The 17,530-nt window shown below is 43.7% G+C and carries 13 protein-coding genes; 3 read left to right on the top strand and 10 right to left on the bottom strand.

The genetic code is table 11. The features are described 5' to 3' along the window. Positions 1–430: 430 nt before the first annotated feature. Positions 431–631, bottom strand: a complete 201-nt coding sequence (locus NI467_RS04350; protein ID WP_151206600.1) for a hypothetical protein — start codon at positions 629–631, stop codon at positions 431–433. Positions 632–1,409: 778 nt separating this feature from the next. Between NI467_RS04350 and NI467_RS04345 the strand changes: the two genes are divergently transcribed. Continuing rightward, the gene (locus tag NI467_RS04345) at positions 1,410–2,981 is read left to right on the top strand and encodes a sensor domain-containing diguanylate cyclase (RefSeq protein WP_253151157.1); all 1,572 of its coding nucleotides are present in this window, start codon (positions 1,410–1,412) and stop codon (positions 2,979–2,981) included. A gap of 111 nt (positions 2,982–3,092) precedes the next feature. Here NI467_RS04345 and NI467_RS04340 read toward each other — a convergent pair whose 3' ends face one another. The 8 genes from NI467_RS04340 to dsbD form a co-directional block, all read right to left on the bottom strand. Further along, positions 3,093–4,007 carry a LysR family transcriptional regulator gene (locus NI467_RS04340; RefSeq protein ID WP_253151155.1) on the bottom strand — a complete coding sequence of 305 codons (915 nt, stop codon included), beginning with the start codon at positions 4,005–4,007 and terminating at the stop codon, positions 3,093–3,095. 472 nt (positions 4,008–4,479) lie between these two features. Continuing rightward, entirely contained in the window at positions 4,480–7,629 is a 3,150-nt protein-coding gene (locus NI467_RS04335) for an efflux RND transporter permease subunit (RefSeq protein WP_253151153.1), read from the bottom strand. Then, the gene (locus NI467_RS04330; RefSeq protein ID WP_253151151.1) at positions 7,619–8,857 is read right to left on the bottom strand and encodes an efflux RND transporter periplasmic adaptor subunit; all 1,239 of its coding nucleotides are present in this window, start codon (positions 8,855–8,857) and stop codon (positions 7,619–7,621) included. Before NI467_RS04330 ends, NI467_RS04335 begins: the two co-directional genes overlap by 11 nt. Before the next feature lies 1 nt (position 8,858). Continuing rightward, a complete protein-coding gene (locus tag NI467_RS04325) occupies positions 8,859–10,181 on the bottom strand; it encodes a TolC family protein (RefSeq protein ID WP_253151149.1) in 1,323 nt (440 codons plus the stop codon). Positions 10,182–10,228: 47 nt separating this feature from the next. Beyond that, positions 10,229–10,636, bottom strand: a complete 408-nt coding sequence (locus NI467_RS04320) for a cation efflux protein, CzcI-like (protein WP_374982197.1) — start codon at positions 10,634–10,636, stop codon at positions 10,229–10,231. Between the two features lie 338 nt (positions 10,637–10,974). After that, a complete protein-coding gene (gene dsbG, locus NI467_RS04315; protein ID WP_253151161.1) occupies positions 10,975–11,721 on the bottom strand; it encodes a thiol:disulfide interchange protein DsbG in 747 nt (248 codons plus the stop codon). 21 nt (positions 11,722–11,742) lie between these two features. Beyond that, positions 11,743–12,588: a TlpA disulfide reductase family protein gene (locus NI467_RS04310; protein WP_253151145.1), complete on the bottom strand. Its 846-nt coding sequence runs from the start codon at positions 12,586–12,588 to the stop codon at positions 11,743–11,745. Beyond that, complete coding sequence (gene dsbD / locus NI467_RS04305; protein WP_253151159.1) at positions 12,585–14,543, bottom strand: protein-disulfide reductase DsbD; 1,959 nt, start codon at positions 14,541–14,543, stop codon at positions 12,585–12,587. The genes NI467_RS04310 and dsbD overlap by 4 nt, the downstream gene beginning before the upstream one ends. Before the next feature lie 111 nt (positions 14,544–14,654). Here dsbD and NI467_RS04300 point away from each other — a divergent pair, with 111 nt between their 5' ends. Beyond that, entirely contained in the window at positions 14,655–15,323 is a 669-nt protein-coding gene (locus tag NI467_RS04300; protein ID WP_151202934.1) for a response regulator transcription factor, read from the top strand. Continuing rightward, the gene (locus NI467_RS04295; protein WP_253151143.1) at positions 15,323–16,681 is read left to right on the top strand and encodes an ATP-binding protein; all 1,359 of its coding nucleotides are present in this window, start codon (positions 15,323–15,325) and stop codon (positions 16,679–16,681) included. The genes NI467_RS04300 and NI467_RS04295 overlap by 1 nt, the downstream gene beginning before the upstream one ends. A gap of 562 nt (positions 16,682–17,243) precedes the next feature. On the opposite strand, the gene NI467_RS04290 is transcribed toward NI467_RS04295, so the two are convergent. Further along, a complete protein-coding gene (locus tag NI467_RS04290) occupies positions 17,244–17,516 on the bottom strand; it encodes a hypothetical protein (protein ID WP_151202938.1) in 273 nt (90 codons plus the stop codon). Between the last annotated feature and the right edge of the window lie 14 nt (positions 17,517–17,530).

Below are 17,530 nucleotides of genomic sequence, written 5' to 3'. Positions count from 1 at the left end.
ATAGAGCTAAAAGACTCGGTTTGAGATTCAATCTAATTGCTGGAATTTATAACTTGGAGCTGAGTAAAAAATGACTTATGAAAGAAATCTATTATATTTCTGGTCTATTTTAAAGTCTATTTCTGGCTCTTATTCACGCGCTGCCAGACACAGAAGTATCAATTGAGTAGTTGATTACAAAACTAGCTATTTATTTGAAAATAAATATTTTTTAAAACCGATTCTCTTTCTATCATGTTCTTTGCTTATTCTTTGCTTCTTTAAAAGTTTCATTTTTTATCCCTAAGAGACTGAATTGAGCCTTTATTCTGGAAAAAAATCATCTGATCATTTTAGCTTAGATACTTGCTTTACACGTCGAGAATAAACTCTTCAGTCTTGTACTACTTTTAAGGCCAATAAAAAGCCCAATATACAATTGGGCTTTTGCTTATTCATCAATTTCGATAGGTTCACCATTTTCAGGCCGTCTGTGCTGCTTCGCATCATCGGCAGGATCAACACTTGATCCATCTTTGGTAATCGTATTGTAGAGCTCATCTTCTTTTTTATCATCAATAAACTCTTCATCTTCAAAATTTAAAGGCTGTTCATCATCCTCGAAATTTAAAGGCCTTTCTTCCTGCTGAATATTCACAGGCATATTTTCATTTTCATCATTTATAGGGTTTTCATCTTCTTTCATGGCCTTTCATCCCTTATTAAAGTTGAAAAGATCATGCTCAAATAGTCAACAAAGTTATTCAATAGAGAAGCTTTAATATTTATGTAAGCTTATATAAAGTTTCTTACTCTAAAAGATAACACTTCATCCTAAAAAATCATTTAAGGAGAACTGTAAAGTAGAAAGATGAACCAGCTTAGCCACAAGCATCGTTACACTAATGTTAGTTTGAGGATCGATCACGATAGCAATTCGATTGGTGCAACAATCCATCGTCACTGGCCGACCCAAGGCAATCATTCGCACAATTTCAGTATATGCCTTTGATTTAATGTCTGTTTGGCTTAATTTCTTTGCTTGCTCGTTGTGTAGTCTGATCTGCTTTACAGGTTTTCATTGGAGTTGAATGCTATGGTGTCTCATTTTCAGGAGTGTGAGCACAAGTTGTTCAAAGGGGCACTGAAAAAAACAAACAATATCGGATTAAGCCTGTTCACCTATTTTGCATAAGTTCTGTACTTCATATAAAGGCAGGTAGAGCAATCAGAATCAAAACCATTGCAATATTTGTAAAACGTAGGGAAAATTAGAGGCGCTGCTATAAAAAACCTCAAGATGAGGAAAACTCGTCACCTTAAATAATCCGCCCTTTGCTCGATAGAAATTTTATTGTTGTTTTTCTTTAAACTTGCAAGAAAAATACAATACAATACGTATCATTACACTTAAATATAATTCTTTTTTCATGCTAATTTATAAATTTAGAAAGCGCCTCGATCTGAATTTAAGAAAGTTAATACTTTTATTAGCGATTTTTAGTGTCTCTACACTTTTTATTATTTCTCTAATTATCAGCTATCAGATTGTCACAAACCAGCTGATCAGTAACTCACTGGCCTTAAACTCGAATTATGCCAATAAAGTATCTTTAAATACCAACAACTACTTTAAAAACATGCTGCTTGAGCTTGAGTACAGCTCTAAAGTTTTAAGTCAAAACTTCGATAACCATGAACTGAGAGAGAGTGAAACCAACCGGTTAAAATATCAGTCTGATCATTATAATAGCGTGGTCATTAGTGATCCTCAGGGAAGGCTGATTAACTATTCCCCAAATGTACTTAATATTGATAAAAATAAAATACAGAATACTCCTGGGGTATTAAATTCCCTAAATAAAAAATCAGCCTATATTTCCTCGCCTTATTATTCTGTTAAAAATAATATGATTGTATTTATTTCTCAGCCTATTTTTGATGGCTCAAATGCTTATAAGGGCTTTATTGGTTCAGCCATTTATCTCAGAGAGAAGAATATTATTAATAAAGTTTTAACAACGAATCATAATTATAAAAATAGCTATATTTATGTGATTAACCATAAAAATGAAATTATTTTCCATCCTGATGCGAATAGAATCGGGCAGACGGCAACAGGTAATACTGGCATAGACTATATGCATAGCAATAAAAATGGTCAGATCCGTTTAATCAATAGTCAAGGCATAGATAATCTGGCTGGCTTTTCCCATATTCCGGTTACAGACTGGATTGTGGTATCGCAACAGCCTACTCATGAATTGCTCAAACAGGCAAATTCGATACTTTATAAACTGGCAGCGGCCTTCTTTTTCTTCTATGTACTCATATTTTATATCGTCTGGAAATTATCGAATTATATTGCCTCACCTTTAAATCAACTGGCCAATATGGCAGGTTTATTAAATCAGCCTGAAATAAGCTCCAAAATTAAAGAGATCAAGCCTTGGTATTATGAGGTCACCAAATTTAAATTTTCCCTCTTGTCCAGTATGCGAAAATTTTCCCAGCAAATTACCCAGATGGATAATCATATTAATACCGATCCTTTAACCGGGCTGATGAACCGCCGTGGAATGAATGACTTCATTACCCAAAAAATAAATACCGCTACCCCTTTCTCGATACTTCTGATTGATGTCGATCATTTTAAAAAAGTGAATGATACCTATGGTCATGATCAGGGAGATATTGTTTTAAAGCAGGTTGCCAGTCTGATGCAACAAAAATTTCGGAAAGATGATCTATGCTGTCGATATGGCGGTGAAGAGTTTATCATTATTATACCAAACAGTAATCCGCAACAGGTTTATGAAAGTGCCGAGCGCTTCCGTAAAGAAGTCGAAGCGCATAAAATTGACAATATCGGCAATATAACGATTTCTATAGGGATTGCGTCCTGGCCACTTAGTTCTAATAATATGCAGGAAGTTTTTAAAATAGCTGATAACAATTTATATAAAGCTAAAAATGAGGGACGCAATTGTGTATGTTTCTGATTTTATATGTTTGGTCTTTTCTGCTTCATAAATGGAAGATTTATTTATATCCAAATATTTGTAATATGATCATCAGCATTGAACAATACAATGCTGATGATCATAGAATACTTAGTAGTAGGTTGCTCTCTTTTTCGAAAAGCGTTCGAGCTGCTTTAAGAAGCCTTCAAAATAATCTTTTTCTTTTTCCTCGCTCCGATAACCCGCATATAAAGTACGACGCAAACCTGCAGGTGCTACACAATCCAAACGACGTGAAGTTACCCAGCCCTTCTGCTCGTATTCATTGACCACCCAATCTGGCAACGCTGCAATACCCCGGCCGCTGGCCACCAGCTGAATAAGCATTTGGGTCAAATCCGTGGTACGAATCTGCTTGGGTAAAATATTGGCAGGAATAAAAAGACGCGACATGATGTCCAGACGGTGCTTATCGACAGGATAAGTCACCAGAGTTTCTTCAGCCAGCTCTTGTACCGTAATCTCTTTTGCGCGTACCAAGGGATGCGTATTGGAGAGCACCAGCCGGGATTCATATTCAAAAATTGGAAAATATTCGATCCCTTTGAGTGCAATCGGATCGGCGGTAATCAGCAGATCAAACTCCCCGGTCTGTAATAATTCATGCGGATTCGCCTCAAAACCTGAAGCAAAATCCAGATCGACGTCAGAATATTGCATACGGTATTGATTCAATAAAGGCATTAACCAGTCAAAACAGCTATGACATTCTGAAGAGAAAATGATTCTTCCGGTCTGCCCATGCACAATACGGCTAATATCACTCTGAGCAATTTGCACTTGTGGAAGAATTTCATCAGCCAGTTTCAGCAACCGCTGCCCAACATTAGAAAAACTCACAGGGCGACTACGGCGGTTAACCACTTCGACGCCAAACCATTGATCAAGCTCACGCAACTGATGCGATAGAGCCGATGGGGTTAGGCACAGGTCCCCCGCTGCTGCAACGAGCGACCCATGCTCTCGTAAAGCGGTCAGTGTTTTTAAATGTCGTAGTTCTAGCATGCGTAATACCCAAAATATAAAAATGGCTTATTCCATTCCGGAAATAACTGAGCCCTTCCAATCTGGTTTAATTTAAATCATCTTAATATAAAATCAATGAATTTTTCTCACTTTAAATAATGGGATGATAGTTTTAATAAAATCTCTCCGGTTTTAAACAGCAGCTATCGCATGATCACACTAATCCCTATTCAGGGTTATCCCTACATCCATATTAAATATGTGCTGAAATTTACCCAAGGACCATACTGATTCGCCACAGAAAACCTCAATCCAAGCCTGATCTTTTTATAAAACAAGTTATTCATCTGAAGTGAAATATCCAGGCATCCCCCAAATGCATATATTACCTAACGAGGTACAGGACATGAACAGCCATTCTGCTTAGGGCAGCACACAGTAAAATAGAAGACTCAGGACAATTCTAGAATCATCCTGAGTATGGTGATTTCATTTTTTCATAGACTGGTCATCAGGCATCACGATTTTGTCTGGAATGATTCATCCAGCGATACAGTACCGGTAACAACACCAATGTCAGTAAAGTAGAGGAAATAATTCCGCCAATCACCACTGTCGCTAGCGGTCTTTGTACTTCGGCCCCTGTACCGGTAGCCAGTGCCATCGGCACAAAACCCAGTGAGGCAACACAGGCAGTCATCAGTACTGGTCTGAGCCTTAAAATTGCCCCCTGCCATACCGCTTCATGCAAGGAATATTGTTCCCTTAATTCCTTGATAAAGGTCAACATGACCAGCCCATTCAACACTGCAACCCCAGAGAGGGCAATAAAGCCAATTCCTGCTGACATTGAAAGGGGAATATCGCGCAGCCATAAAAACAGTACGCCGCCTGTCAAAGCAAATGGAACACCGGTAAACACCAGCAGACTTTCCCTGACGTTGTGAAAGACGGCCATAAGTAAAATAAAAATCGTAATTAAGGCCAATGGAATTACGATTTGCATTCGGGCCTTGGCTGAAGCCAGATTTTCAAACTGTCCACCATATTCAATCCAGTAACCGCTGGGCAAATTGTATTCTTTGAGCCGGGCTTGCAGCTCAGAGACAAAAGAACCTAAATCACGGCCTTCAACATTTGTTGTGACCACAATTCGACGTTTACCATTTTCCCGACTGACCTGATTAATGCCTTCAATGGTTGAAACCTGTGCAATATCAGAGAGCACAATACTGCCCCCATTGGCAAGTTGTAAGGGCAATTGCGCAACAGCTGCGACATTACGCTCCTGATCACTCAGGCGGATGACAAAATCAAAGCGGCGGTCTCCTTCCAGAATCTCTCCGACACTGCGCCCACCAATACTGGCAGCCACCACATCCTGAATAGATCTGACACTGAGTCCATATTGGGCAGCCAGAGCTTTATCAATTTCAATATTGAGTAAAGGCAGGCCTGAGGTTTGCTCCACTTGCACTGCGCTACTGCCTGCAATCTGCTGAATAATTTTGGCGATTTTTTCAGCTTCGCTATTGAGCAGCTGCATATCATCACCAAAAACCTTCACTCCGACATCACTACGCACTCCAGAAATCAGCTCATTAAAACGCAGTTCAATCGGCTGAGAAAACTCGCTGTTATTTCCCGGTAGTGTGGCAAGATAAGCGACCATGCGAGTTCTCAGCTCATCAATGGTCTCTTTCGGATCAGGCCATTCTTCATGCGGTTTCAACATGATATAGCCATCGGAAATATTCGGTGGCATCACATCGGTAGCCACCTCAGCTGTACCGGTACGGGCAAATACCGTTTTAATTTCCGGAAAATTTTTCAGTAACAGTTTTTCGGTATTTTCCTGCATGCGCAAGGATTCTTCCAGCCCCGTACTCGGTGAGCGTAACTGCTGTACGGCAAAATCCCCTTCGCTTAATTGTGGTGCAAACTCGCTGCCAATTTTAGTGGCAAGCAAACCCGTCAGTACCAACAGGCAAATCGCAAAGGTCAACACCACGGCCTTATAGTGATAAGCACCATCCAGCACGTTTTGATAGCGGGTCTTGAGCCAGATCATCCAGCGGCTTTCTGTTTCCTGAATATCTCCCTTTACCCATAGCGCCACTGCCGCAGGTACAAAAGTAATGGACAGGATGATGGCAGCCACCAGCGCCAATACCACCGTTAAAGCCATAGGATGAAACAGTTTTGCTTCTACACCACTTAAAGCAAAAATCGGCAGATAGACCACCAAAATGATTAACTGGCCAAAGATCAGGGGACGGCGTGCCTGTCGTGCCGCCAGAAAAACTTCCTTAAAGCGTTCACTTTGACTAAGAGGACGTTTGAGCAGTTGCTGGGCATGGGCCAAGCGGCGAATACAGTTTTCAACAATTACCACGGCTCCATCGACAATGATGCCAAAATCAAGAGCGCCCAGACTCATCAGGTTGGCACTGATATTTTTTTGTGCCATCCCGGTTAAGGTAAACAGCATCGACAATGGAATAACGCAGGCGGTAATTAAAGCTGCTCGAATATTTCCCAAGAACAGAAACAGGATGATGATGACCAGAATGGCCCCTTCCAGCAGGTTTTTCTGTACGGTCTGAATGGCTTTTTCAACCAGTGTGGTACGGTCATACACCGTTTCAATACTGATCCCTTTAGGCAGGCTGCTCTGCACCTCCTGAATCTTGGCATGCACCGCCTGAGAAACCGTCCGGCTATTTTCTCCCATTGCCATCATGGCAATGCCCAGCACCGTTTCCTCACCATTATAAGTGGCGCCACCGGTTCTTAAATCATGTCCAATAGCTACCTGGGCAATATCTCCGACCCGAATCGGATCGCCATTTGGGCTGGCGATCATGGTATTTTCAATATCAGAGAGTTGGTTGAGTGTACCCGGTACACGTACCGTCAACTGCTGCCCATTGTCCTCAATGAATCCAGCTCCCCGGTTTTCATTATTCTCCTGCAATGTTTGCTGAAGCTGGTCTAATGAGATTTTCAGCTGCTGCATACGGTTCAGATCAGGCGACACCACATACGTTTTTTCAAAGCCGCCTATGCTGTTGATCTCTGCAACACCCTGCACACGCTGCAATTGAGGACGCACAATCCAGTCCTGAATCTCGCGTAAATCCATCGCCGTATATGCACTTCCATCCGGCTTTCTGGCATTCGGGTCGGCTTTAAGTACCCATTGATAAATCTCTCCCAGACCTGTGGAAACGGGAGACATGGTCGGGGCAATTTGCGCAGGCAGTTCAGACTGGACTTCCTGTACCCGCTGGTTGATCTGCTGACGGGCCCAATAAATATCGGTGCCATCTTTAAAAACGACAGTAACCTGCGATAAGCCATAACGCGAAATGGAACGGGTCAGTTCCAGATCAGGAATCCCGGCCATGGCATTTTCAATGGGATAAGTAATCCGCTGTTCGACTTCAAGCGCCGTAAACCCATTCGCCTGAGTATTGATTTGAACCTGGGTATTGGTAATGTCAGGTACCGCATCAATTGGTAATTTCTGATAGCTGTAAATCCCGACTGCAATCCAGGTACAGGCAAAGAGAATGACCCAAATGGCATTTTGAATCGAGAACTGGATGATTCGTTCAAACAGTCCTTCTGCTTTGGGCAGATCAGAATTAGTGTTCATGGCCTGCCTCATCTTTTTCCAGTTCAGATTTCAGCAAGAAACTGCCTTGGCTAATATACTTTTGCCCTTCACTCAGACCCGAAATCACTTCCAGCCATTCGCCATCACTGGAAACTTGTCCAAGTACGACGTGCTGGACCTTTAAATGCACCTGATCTTTTTCTTGCGACTCAACAATGAAAATACTGTCCTCGCCTTCAATCTGTTGCAGTGCAGATTTTTGAATACGCAACGCAGTTTTTGCAGATGGTTCGCTAATCAGCACATTCACCAGGACATTCGGCCGCAGTTCGTCAGCTTGGACATTCAGCTTGGCGCGTACCACCAGACGCCCGGTTTGCACATCGGCTTGAGGGCTTAAGCTTTGAATGACGGCGGTATAGCTTTGCTCGGAGCCATTGCTCTTAAAAGCAATCGTTTGGCCTGGTTGCAACTGGCCTGGAAACTGATTTGGCAGATTAAATTCAAGCCATAAGTCTTTTAACTGTTCAATCACAAATAACTGGTCGGCCAGCTGGACATTTTCACCGACCACAATATCCTTCTGGCTGATCACGCCCGAGATTGGTGCTCGAATCAGAAAACGGCCATTATTATTGCCACTTGCGCCCAAGGCATTTAAACGTGCCTTGGCAGATTGCACACTAATCTGGGCCTGACGATAGGCACTTTCGGCACGCTGGTAATCCTGTTTTGCTGATATTCCCTGTGACCAGAGCTGTTGTTCACGCTGATATTCCTGACGGGCCAGTTCGAGGGTAGCTTCCGCCATTCTCAGATTCGCCTGCTGGTCGATCAGCTCAGGTACAGAAAGTACCGCCAGTATTTGCCCTTTTTTTACATTCTGTCCTAAAGCTACATTTACCTGCTCGACATGACCACTAAAGTTCGGAGAAATATGTGCCTGCTGGTCGGTATTGACCACCAACCGGCCCGGCAATGTAGTCAGCTTTTCAACTATCCCGGTGGATACCACCGCAATTTTCAGGCCTTGTTCGGCCATTTGCTGGGCGGTCAGCTGTATTGCCCCATGTCCGCCCTCCTCTGCATGCGCTTCATCAGAATCCTCTGCATGCGCATGTTGACCATGATCTTCCTCATGCGCATGTGGATCAGAGGGAGTATTTTTGCTGTTAAACCAGATCGCGATGCCGACCAGAATCGTCACCCCAATCAAAATCACAATCATGAGAGGCTGGGATAATTTTCCATTTTGCTTCATGTTCATTTTATCGCGCCCCTGCATTGATTAAATTTTGTGATACGGCAATGGCATTTTTATTCAGCTGGGTATGAGCATCTGAACGGCTGATCTCCTCATAGCTGGTGCCGATACTGAGCGCCTCAGCAGTCAGGGCACTTTGCCAGGCCTGACGCAGAATCTGTAATTGTCCTAAACGGAGGTTTTGCAGCTGAGTAGTCGCCTGCTGGACATCTGTAGTAGATAGTTTTCCTGCCTGAAAACCTTGCAAGGTACGGCTGTGAACTTTACTTGCCAAGGCAATCTGTTCAGTCGTTGCATCAAACTGACTGCGCAAGCCTTTCAGCTGATGCATGCCATTGGCAATATCCAGGATTTGCTGCTTCAGCTCCTGTTGTTGCTGTTGATTGAGCAAGATCTGTTGCTGCTGGGCCATAGGAATCGTATATTGCTGACGATTAAAAATATTCAGCGGCACATCAACGCCCAGTACTAAAACCGTTTCATTATTTTCATCCGGCGACTTGCTACGATTCATTCCCACATTCAAGGTCGGGTTCGGACGCGCCTGCACTTTTAAATTTTCAATCTGATTGTTCGACTGCTGGAGATTCAAGGCATACAGCTTTTCCAGCCAGCCTTCTGCAATATAACGCTGTACCACTTGCTCACTGTGCTCCGGCCAAGGCCCCCCCTTTTTATTCGGCTGAATAGCTGCGGCCGTTTCTCCCCACAAATTAGAGAGCTGACGCTCAGCCACCTGCTGATTCAAAAGCGCTTGCTGATACAGCCGTTTTACATCTAGCGCTTCAATCTGGGCACGTTCAAAATCGACCAGTGCAATACTGCCCGCCTGATAACGCTTCTGGGCACTGTCCAGATTAGCTTTACTTACGGTTAATTGTGAGGCATAGACAGACTGTTCAACCTGAGCAAGCAGCAATTGTGACCAGGCAAATTTCACAATCAGCTGGCTTTGTGCTTGCCATAATTGCTGCTGTAACTGGATTTGCTGATTTGAGGTCTGTGCCATACGCTGCTTCAGCTTACGCTCGCCAAAAAGGTCTAGCGGCTGGCTGATGCCAATACTGAACTCCTGCTCCTGATCTGAACCAAATCCGGACTTTTCGAGGCTTAAACTTGGATTTTGCCATAAGCGGCTTTGCTGAATATTCAGTTTAGAAACTTGCTGGCCTTGTTGCCACAACTGATCCTGAGCCTGATAGTTTTGTACTTTTGCTAAAGCCGATTCAAAACTGTTGACCGTTTCAGCAGAACTATACTGCACGCAGACTGCACAGACAGCGACCACCAGATAACGGCTCAAGAATGCCATTTTTTGTAAAGACATAGTTTTCCCACTTATTGAAATAATAACAGTGGTGGGAATATTTTAGGCTACCCCACCTTTAGCGGGGAAAATTCGGGAGGCGGGCTTTGCTGAAAAAGATCCGGTGCCTGATAGCTGTTTTTCCAATAAAACTCGGGAATTACCTGAGTCTCGAACACGGGCAAAACAATCATAACTTTTGCATCTTGCACCAATAAATGTGTCATCGACGGTAAATGATCCTGATGATCTTCACCCAGTTCAAAATCGTTCCCGATTTGCTTTAAATGATCTAGCTGCGAATGATACAAATGTTGTCGGTTATCACTGGTACACAAAGTATTTTGATGGTGACCGAAATGATAACGCTGTAGCGATGCCTGTTCTTCATGGGCACAAAAGGCTGCTGCCACATTCCAAAGACTTTGGAACATGAACAATCCAACCAAGACTGTAATCCATGTTGCAAGACGCATAAGAAAGCCAGATAAAGCGATTCATCTGCCATTATAGAGCCTATCCTCTGTCTATCAAGACTTTACTCCATTCAATTTAGATAGAGTAAGTAGCTTAACTCACCAAAATACTCGGATTGGCTGAATATTTTCATACCTGCTGGATTATAAACAAGCCAGCTCTGGAGCGGACTTACACTGCCTGTTCAAAGCTCCATCAGACCTGTCAATCATCCAGGTTGATCAGGCTCAATCCTGGATTTTTGTAGTTTACCTGCTCTGAAATTTCAAACCAAAATAGCCCTTATCTTGCTCACGCTGATCCAGCAACCAGCTACCGACTGTTTCGATTGATGACTTTATTTCTCAAAGATTTCTTTTAAATCACGGGGCATGCCTTGGGCAGATTTAAACTCTCCTTTACTATCGCGCCAGACCATAGACGGCGTTGAGAAAAACCCATATTTCTCCATCAAGCCTTCATTAAAGTCAATTTTTTCTGCAATCTCTTTAGGAATGCTGCTCGCCGGTTTCAAGCGATTCTTAGCTTTGTCCGCATTCATCTTGGCAAACACGGCGGCCGGATCTTTGGACTTCAACAAGGTGGCAATCTGAGCTCGACTTTCTTCACGGATCACCCCGACCTGGATATGACGTAACTGGACTTTGCCGGATTGAACCCATGGACGTGCCTCTCGCCAAAGTTGATAACAATAAGGACAATTAGGATCTGAAAATACATAGACAATACGTGGCGCTGTTTTTTGTCCATCCTGAATCCAGGTGGCTTTTTCCAGAGTCTTCCACACATCATCCAGAACCGCCTGTTTGGCATGTTGATTCATGGCTTCAATCGACAGGTTTTCTCCTTTGGCATTATATAAATCACCCTGGATGTAATATTTCTGGTCATTAGAAATAAATACCGTTCCAGGATGCTGATTGCTATGCCCGACCCAACCGGTCATACCGCTGGGTGCAGGAATTTGCTTCACAAACTGAAAGCCTTCCTGCGTAATCTGTGTTTTAAGATCTGTCGCGGCTGAAGCAAAGGCTGTACTGCTTGCGAGCAATATAAAAATAAACGTGCGTTGTGTCAGTCTCATCATAAAATTCACCCGGTCAAGTTAAGGTTGTAGAGAAATTTTGCTTAAATAGTGCTGCAACATTGCAGGACTTAACTCCCCCATATGCCGTTCTACCAGCTGGCCCTGTGCATTAAAGAACAAGGTACTAGGCAAGCCGAACATATTCAGCTGTTGAGGCAGCTCCCCATATGGATCAAGTAATACATGCTTAAAATCAAGCTGATAACGTTTTAAATAATCACGGACTGTGACGCCATCTTCACCCTGATTCAGCATGATAAAATGAATGTCAGGATATTGATCATGGGCCTGCTGTAAAACCGGCATTTCTCGATGACACGGCGGACACCAACTGGCCCACATATTAATCACCGTAGGCTGTCCGGCGAACTGCTGGAGTGCGATCGGCTCTGCTGTTTCCCCGGTTTGATTCAAAGAAGAAAAGCTTAAATCCGGGAAGTGTGTTTCCTGTTTCACACTGGCTTGCAGCGCTATACCTGTACCTAAAAGCAGCGTAAAAATAAAGATAAAGCTCAGCCTTGAGGTATAAGCCAAACCTTTATTTTTCCAGAAAAACCAGCCCAATCCGAAGATAGCACCGCCAATTAAATGAAATCCCTTGTCCTGAATTTTAAAGATGTCGATCAAGGAGGTGGAATACGCATCCCAATGTAGCATGATAAAAACCATTCGTGCTCCGATCAGCCCGATCAACACACTGGTCCATAAGGAGTCCTGAAACACCTGAAAGATCGCTGGGTTCCAATTCAGTTTCCGGCTAACCAGATGAGCGACAATCGACACTCCAAGTAGGGCGACTAAAAGAATGATCAGTGTCCAGGGCAACATCAACGGACCAAGATGTAAGGCTTCAGAAGAAATCATGGCTGCCCTCCTGCCTGAAGCTGTTTTAATCGTGTCAGTAGCTGCTCTGCACTAAATGTGCCGGTCAGTCGAAGTCTGCGCTGCTCCTGCTGCGAAGCATCCAGCATGATCATGGTCGGCGGCCCCAGAATCTGCCACTGTTTTAATATTTCATCCTGACTTGGATGGTAATGAGTGAGATCCAACTTAATCCTCACAATATCCTGCAGCGCCCTCTGTACATCTTCACGTGGTAACACTTCATGCTCAATAGGCTGACAGGCTACGCACCAGTCGGCATAGACATCAATGATGACAGCTTGTCCTTGAGACTGGACAAGTACGCGGCTCAGCTCCTCTGCCGTGCTCACCTTCTGCCATTCCAGTACGCGTTCTGCCTGAGTGATATTAAGCTGGGCAACAGCCTGATTAAACTGCCAAATACCTCCGACAGCAAACAGAAGACTTAACACCGCCACTATGGTTTTCGGAATTGCCCGTGATAAATGAGGCAGCATTTTCAGCAGGCAATAGCCTGCAAGTAATAACAGGGTCAAGCCCAACAGGCTGAAGTACACCACTCCCGGAATGAAGGGACGTATAAAATAAATCGCCAGAGCCAGCATCACAAAACCAAAGCTGAATTTAAGACGATCCATCCATACACCGGGTTTAGGTAAATATTTTGACCCAAATACTGAAGCAATAAATATCGGCAAGCCAAGACCCAGGCCAAGCACAAATAAATAGCTGGCGCCCATCACAGGCTGACTCAACTGAGAAACAAATAACAGGGCTCCGGCCAACGGCGCACTCATACAAGGGCCTACAATCAAGGCCGCGATCACGCCCATCAAGAAGGCACCCAACAATGTGCCGCCCTTTTGACGCTGCTGCCACTGGTCCAGACGCTGTAACAACCCCTGTGGCAAGGACAGTTGAAATGCCCCGAACAAGTTAAAGGCAAACAGAACAAAGAGAAGAGCAAAAAAGCCAATGAATGCCGGACTTTGGAACCACCGCTGGAAGCTATAACCTAATTGCGCCACTGCCAGTCCCATTAACGCATAGACAATTGCCATACCTACAACAAAAGCACCTGCAATCAATGCCGCCCGGTAACCGGTTTTACGCTGAACCAGAATTCCCGAAAGAATAGGAATCAGAGGCAAGGAACAGGGTAGAAAAGCCAACAGGATGCCGAGCCCTAAAAACACCAGTAAATTAATTAACAGATTCTGGCTCGAAAGCAGGCTAAAAAAGAACTGGTCATTATTCCATTGAGATTGCATGGGGCTTGTGGCCTGATCAGCCGGTGTCTGAAGTTCTGTCTGAGGGCTGATTTCACTTGCGGCCGGTGTTAGCGTTTTATCAGTGACTGGTTCAGTCTGCGGTAGCAAGACCGGAATTTCAGATATTTCTTCGATATCTTTATTACTTAAATTTTCTGCTGCTGGCGCTGGTTTTTTTTCTTGAGCCAGTCCCGGTTCAGCGGCTGGTTCAGGTTGCAACACAGCATTAGCAGTAGAGTCCAGATTTAACAGCTTTTTGGTTTCAGTGATTCTCTGGGCCGGCAACAACCCTTCAGCATCAGTTTGAATCGTGCTGCGTTGTACCGGATAACATAAGCCGCTTTCTGCACAACCTTGCCACTGAATACTCAGCGTTTGCTGGGGCTGTACTTTAATCTGCGTTTTGACTTGCCCATAATGTACTGGAGTCAGACCAAAATTGGGATCATCCTTATCTTGAGGTGCCGGCAAATCCAATTTGAGCGGTGTTTGCCCCTGACTGACTTTCAACTGATCATGATAAAGATAATAACCATCCGCAATCTTCCAGGTGAGTTCGGCTTTATCCTGGCTGGTCGATACCGCCTGGAACTGAAAAGCTTGATCAGGCGGCAGATAGTCAGCATAGGCACTATTTAGTCCTATGCACACCATGATCCAAAATACGCTGCAAATCCAAGCCATCATCCCTATCTCGTTTCATTTCATCACGGCCATTATCAGGAATCTAAAATTAAGGGAGCATTAACAGGCAGAATCATTTATAAAATAGACACAGTATCGGAAGGAAAGAGTATGTTCGTCGTCCTGGTCGAAGATGATCCCTATATTGCGCAGAGTATTTGTGCAGCTCTGGATTTTTTAAATATTTCTGTAGAGCACGTCAGTACAGCACGTACAGCGGATTATTTTGTCCGCCATAGCGCCGTAGATCTGTGTCTGCTCGACTTGGGACTGCCGGATCAGGATGGCCTGGAGTTACTAAAACAGTGGCGCCAAGACCAGATTCATCTACCTGTGCTCGTGCTGACAGCACGTTTACATACTCAGCAATGTGTAGAAGCCTTAAACCTGGGCGCTGATGACTATCTGACCAAGCCTTTTGAGCTGGATGAACTGATTGCCCGTATCCATGCCCTTAGCCGGCGCCATCGGGGCTTTTCATCGAATATCTTGCAGTTTGCAGACCTCAGCTTGAATCGCGATACCCAGGAAGTGTTCTATCAGCAGCAGGCCATTCAGCTGTCCAGACGTGAATACAGTTTACTGGAGACCCTGATGAGTCATCCCAACCAGATTCTGAAAAATGAGCAGCTACTGGATAAACTCTATGGTTATCAGGACAGTATTGAGAGCAATGCCTTAAATGTGCATATTTACCATCTGCGTCAAAAATTAAATGCTGATTTTATCCAGACCATCCGTGGTGTGGGTTATATGTTTAAAGCTCCCGGGGAAAGCTGATGCGTAGCTACAGTTTGAAATGGCGTCTGGTCATCAGCTTATTACTGGTCTTTTTGTGTTTATGGAGTATCGTTTTTGCCTGGCTGTATATTGACCTGCAAAAACGCCTGCAAGAGACGCTGGATCAACGCCTTTCTGCATCGGCACATATGGTGGCGCGCCTGATTCAACAACTTCCCATACAAGCCATTCATCATGAACTGATACAGCAACCCAATAAATCGGCAGATGCTGAAAACCTGATTGCCTGTGAAGTGTCTCTGTTCAGCTCGGATATTTCAGTGGGCCAGCAGGTTTTGGCCAAAACCCGGGGAGCGCCTGCCAACCTGAGCCAACAGCCGTCTGGATTCAGCACCTGGCAATCTGGCGGCATTGAATGGCGCAGCTATGTACTGCGTAAAGGTGATATACAGATTGTCGCCGCTGAGCGCATGTTCCTGCGTGAATCCTTGTTACAGCAGATTTTACGATCCGTACTTATTCCCCTGATGCTTTCCTTATTGATCAGTACCATCCTGATTGTACTGATTATTCGCAGGGAATTTAAAAGCCTAGATGACATCGCCCAGCATTTAAGTCAAAAGAATTTAACCCTGACGGCGGCAACCCAATATTTAACCGATCTTGACCCTAGACATATTCCGCATGAAGTACAGCCTTTCGTCGACAATTCAACACAACTGATTCAAAAGCTGCATCATAGTCTGGAAAATGAAAAAGTCTTTACGGCCTATGCCGCCCATGAATTACGCAGTCCTTTAACTGCCATTAAAACCCATGTCCAGCTGGCCCAGTTGATGGCACAGCACGAGGCATCGCCCAAGTTACAGCAAAATTTACAGCAGGCCGATACCAGTATCCGCAGATATGCCGAGCTTCTGGAGCAGCTTTTAACGCTTTCTTCTCTAGAACACAATAAAATAGAAGAATTAGGCTCAACAGAAGTAGCAAGCGTATTAAGACAAGTTATTCAAGACCTGCAACCAGCTTATCCTGCGCTTCAGAAAAGCCTGAATATCGACTGGGAAAGCCTGACCAGCATTCAGCTGCCAGACTTTGCCTTATATACGGTTTTAAAAAACCTGATGGAGAATGCGGCTTTGCATGCACATGCCGATGTTATTTCTATATCTATGCAAGATAAGTCTATTATTTTTAAAGATAATGGCAGTATATTGGATCAAACTGAAATGGAGAATCTGGGACAGCGCTTCTGGCGTAAATCTTCCCAGCAACCCGGTCATGGCTTAGGTCTGTCTTTGGTTAAAACGCTCTTAAGAAAATATCATTACCATCTGGAATTTCAGGCTGCTCAGCCACATGGTTTAATGGTTAAATTAAGTCCATTGTCTGACTAAATACCTGATCAGAAAAAGCTCAGGATTTAGGTCTGATCAATTGCAGAGATAATGAAGTACACATTCATTCTGAAGATGAGCAGCGAGAAACTGATCAGCAAGACTATTTTTGCATTTTTCCACGCCCGTACTTAATATGCCGCTTCTAGCAATTAATATTAAAAAGCCTAATGCTTTATCTTCTTAGCATCATACTTCTGCTCTTTCTTATCCATTACTACAGACTTCACCAGACGACCTCGATAACCAGTGAGTTTCTTCTATATCTGTTTATTTTTCTTATCATAATCTGCATCAGAAGTGCCTGGCGTGTTCTGACTTAAAAAATGCTTAGCACCATCCAAAATCCATGCCTGACATCACAACACGGCGCGAATAGAATGCATGTATATGACAAACCAACACGATGATATTCTGGGTATAGTCTTTTCACCTCACTAAAGCCGGTTTTAATTATAGGTATAGTCAAGGCACTAAGAGTTTAAGCACAGATAAAATGACTTTTAGAATCGGTTTCCCCTCAAACATCTAACCTAATCTGTGATTGCTATTTTTATAGGCTCTAAGCACGGCCTTTATATGCTCTCACCATCTGATCGCTGATATCTTCTGGATAACAAAGCGGCTTATACCCACCCGCCCGGTTATAAGCACTACGCTTACCGCATCGACTCCCATTTTTTGCAGTATTGTATGGACAAGGACAATTTCCTGGATAACTTTCAATCGATTGCTGAATCATTTTTTGCTTAATCGCTTCAGTACTTTGTCCATTTTGTTTCGCTTCCGCCCCAAAAGCCAAACATAGTCCTAATAAAACTAGAATTTTTTTCATCATATTCACCTCTT

The sequence above is a fragment of the Acinetobacter sp. S4397-1 genome (genome assembly GCF_024129285.1).
GTDB classification, from domain to species: domain Bacteria; phylum Pseudomonadota; class Gammaproteobacteria; order Pseudomonadales; family Moraxellaceae; genus Acinetobacter; species Acinetobacter lwoffii_C.
This window is presented reverse-complemented; position numbering and strand designations above follow the sequence as displayed.

Bases quoted from the DNA above. Each gene is read 5' to 3' on its own strand.
- NI467_RS04345 (WP_253151157.1), top strand. From the start codon at position 1,410: ATGCTAATTTATAAATTTAGAAAGCGCCTCGATCTGAATTTAAGAAAG.
- NI467_RS04340 (WP_253151155.1), bottom strand. From the start codon at position 4,007: ATGCTAGAACTACGACATTTAAAAACACTGACCGCTTTACGAGAGCAT.
- NI467_RS04335 (WP_253151153.1), bottom strand. From the start codon at position 7,629: ATGAACACTAATTCTGATCTGCCCAAAGCAGAAGGACTGTTTGAACGA.
- NI467_RS04330 (WP_253151151.1), bottom strand. From the start codon at position 8,857: ATGAACATGAAGCAAAATGGAAAATTATCCCAGCCTCTCATGATTGTG.
- NI467_RS04325 (WP_253151149.1), bottom strand. From the start codon at position 10,181: ATGTCTTTACAAAAAATGGCATTCTTGAGCCGTTATCTGGTGGTCGCT.
- NI467_RS04320 (WP_374982197.1), bottom strand. From the start codon at position 10,636: ATGCGTCTTGCAACATGGATTACAGTCTTGGTTGGATTGTTCATGTTC.
- dsbG (WP_253151161.1), bottom strand. From the start codon at position 11,721: ATGAGACTGACACAACGCACGTTTATTTTTATATTGCTCGCAAGCAGT.
- NI467_RS04310 (WP_253151145.1), bottom strand. From the start codon at position 12,588: ATGATTTCTTCTGAAGCCTTACATCTTGGTCCGTTGATGTTGCCCTGG.
- dsbD (WP_253151159.1), bottom strand. From the start codon at position 14,543: ATGGCTTGGATTTGCAGCGTATTTTGGATCATGGTGTGCATAGGACTA.
- NI467_RS04300 (WP_151202934.1), top strand. From the start codon at position 14,655: ATGTTCGTCGTCCTGGTCGAAGATGATCCCTATATTGCGCAGAGTATT.
- NI467_RS04295 (WP_253151143.1), top strand. From the start codon at position 15,323: ATGCGTAGCTACAGTTTGAAATGGCGTCTGGTCATCAGCTTATTACTG.
- NI467_RS04290 (WP_151202938.1), bottom strand. From the start codon at position 17,516: ATGAAAAAAATTCTAGTTTTATTAGGACTATGTTTGGCTTTTGGGGCG.